The sequence below is a fragment of the Zeimonas arvi genome, assembly GCF_008039575.1.
In the GTDB taxonomy this organism is placed as follows: Bacteria; Pseudomonadota; Gammaproteobacteria; order Burkholderiales; family Burkholderiaceae_E; genus Zeimonas; species Zeimonas arvi.
This window is the reverse complement of the sequence record NZ_VDUY01000015.1, coordinates 1-2,424: the sequence shown is the minus strand read 5'-3', so window position 1 is coordinate 2,424 and position 2,424 is coordinate 1. Positions and strand designations below refer to the sequence as shown.

General features: G+C 68.1%; 3 protein-coding genes. All 3 read left to right on the top strand.

Features of this window, described 5'->3' with window-relative positions; genetic code table 11:
* Positions 1-79: 79 nt before the first annotated feature.
* From tnpA to tnpC, 3 genes are read left to right on the top strand one after another with little or no spacing between them, the layout of a single operon-like run.
* On the top strand, positions 80-469 hold the full coding sequence (gene tnpA / locus FHP08_RS18335; protein WP_147705957.1) for an IS66-like element accessory protein TnpA: 390 nt from the start codon (positions 80-82) through the stop codon (positions 467-469).
* A complete protein-coding gene (tnpB, locus tag FHP08_RS18330; RefSeq protein ID WP_147705956.1) occupies positions 466-801 on the top strand; it encodes an IS66 family insertion sequence element accessory protein TnpB in 336 nt (111 codons plus the stop codon). Before tnpA ends, tnpB begins: the two co-directional genes overlap by 4 nt.
* A 39-nt stretch (positions 802-840) precedes the next feature.
* Positions 841-2,379, top strand: a complete 1,539-nt coding sequence (gene tnpC / locus FHP08_RS18325; RefSeq protein ID WP_147705955.1) for an IS66 family transposase — start codon at positions 841-843, stop codon at positions 2,377-2,379.
* Positions 2,380-2,424 lie beyond the last annotated feature (45 nt).

Here is a 2,424-nt window from a genome sequence, read left to right as displayed (position 1 = left end):
GTATGCGTCCGGGCAACCCATCTTGAATCGAGTCGCCTGAGATAGGAGCCTCGTGTCCGCGTAACTCTTATGCGGACACATGGACACTTATCCCGTAGAACTTCCGGATCGCCGCCGCCGGCGCCGGCACAGCCCCGAGTTCAGGGCCGCGGTCATCGATGCCTGCCGCCAGCCTGGTGTGTCGGTTGCCGGGGTGGCCCTGGCCAATGGCTTGAATGCCAACATGCTGCGCAAGTGGGTCAACGAGGCCGAGCGGACCGATCGCGGCGAAGCCGGGTGCGGATCGCAGATCGCGCCACGCGCACACACCGAAGCGATGGCCGGCTTCGTGTCCGTGCCACTGCCGGCGCCGGCCACACAACCGGACATCCGGATCGAGGTGAAGCGTGCCGGCACCGCCATCAGCGTGACGTGGCCGAGCAGCGCGGCCGCCGAGTGCGCGGCCTGGCTGCGCGAGCTGCTGCGGTGATCCGCATCGACGCGGTGTGGCTGGCGGTCGAGCCGCTGGACATGCGCGCGGGCATCGAGACGGCGCTGGCCCGGGTGATCAAGGTGTTCGGCGAGGCGCGTGCGCACCACGCGTACCTGTTCGCCAACCGGCGCGCCAACCGCATCAAGGTGCTGGTGCACGACGGCATCGGCATCTGGCTGTGCGCACGGCGCCTGCACCAGGGCAGCTTTACCTGGGCGGCGCATTCGGCGGGCAACTCGATCCCGATCACGTCCGAGCAACTGCAGGCGCTGGTGATCGGATTGCCCTGGCATCGGATCGGAACCGAGGCCACGATCCGCATCGCGTAGACGCTGCATCGTGCCACGCGATGTGGCACGATCGCGGCCATGCACGCAGCTGATCAGCTCCAACGGATGAACGCGCAGGAGCTGCGCGAGTTCGCCGCTCGGCTGATCACCGAGCTGACCGACACCCGACGCGAGGTCTCGCTCAAGCAGCTGCGCATCGACCAGCTCACGCACGAGATGGCGATCCTCAAGCGCTGGAAGTTCGCCGCTCGCAGCGAGCAGTTGCACGGTGAGCAGCGCCACCTGTTCGACGAGACCGTCGAGGCCGACCTGGAAGCCATCGGCCTGGAGTTGACCGCGCTCAATCGTGCCGACGAGAAGGCGGCGCCCAAGGATCAGCCTCGGCGCGCGCCACTGCCCGCGCATCTGCCACGCACCGAGGTTCGGCACGAACCCGAGTCGACGATCTGCGCCTGCGGCTGTGCGTTGAAGCGCATCGGCGAGGAGGTCAGCGAGAAGCTCGACTACGTGCCGGGCGTATTTCGGGTCGAGCGCCACATCCGCGGCAAGTGGGCGTGCACGCGCTGCCAGACGCTCACGCAGGCGCCGGTGCCTGCGCACGTCATCGACAAGGGCATCCCGACGGCCGGGCTGCTGGCCCAGGTGCTGGTGGCGAAGTACGCCGACCATCAGCCGCTGTACCGGCAGGAAGGCATCTTCGGGCGCGCCGGCATGACGATCGCGCGATCGACGCTCGCGCAGTGGGTGGGCATGTGCGGCGTGCAGCTCCAGCCGCTGGTCGATGCGCTGCGCCAGGCCCTGCTCGCACGTGAAGTTCTGCACGCCGACGAGACGCCGGTAGCGATGCTCTCGCCGGGCAAGGGCAAGACGCACCGGGCCTACCTCTGGGCCTACGGTACGAGCGAGTACGACGCGCTGCAGGCGGTGGTCTACGACTTCGCCGACGGCCGCTCCGGCGAGCATGCGCGCCGCTTCCTGGAAGGCTGGTCCGGCAAGCTCGTGTGCGACGACTACTCGGGTTACAAGGCGCTGTTCGCCAACGGCGTGACCGAGGCGGGGTGTCTGGCGCACGCCCGGCGCAAGTTCCACGAGCTGTGGGCCAACCACAAGAGCGAGGTCGCAGGCGAAGCGCTGAGTTTCTTCGGGGCGCTCTACGACATCGAGCGCATCGCCCGAGAGCTCGATGTCGACGAGCGACAGCGATTGCGGCAGCTGAAGTCCCGGCCGATCGCCGACGCGCTGCACCAGTGGCTGATCCTGCAGCGGCAGCGATCGACCGACGGCACGGCGATCGCCAAGGCGATCGACTACAGCCTGGGCCGGTGGCAGGCGCTCACGCGCTTTGTCGGCGACGGAGCATTGCCTGCGGACAACAACCACATCGAGAATCGGATCCGGCCGATTGCGCTGGGCCGCTCGAACTGGCTGTTTGCCGGCTCGCTGCGCGGCGGCAAACGGGCCGCCGCGGTGATGAGCCTGATCCAGTCGGCCAGGCTCAACAGGCACGATCCGTACGCCTACCTGAAGGACGTGCTGGAGCGCTTGCCGACGTACCCGGCGCGCCGCATCGACGACTTGCTGCCGCATCGCTGGACCGCATCGCTCGCCGACGGCTGACATCGATCAGCGCGGCGGGAAAGATGGGTTGCCCGTACGGTTACG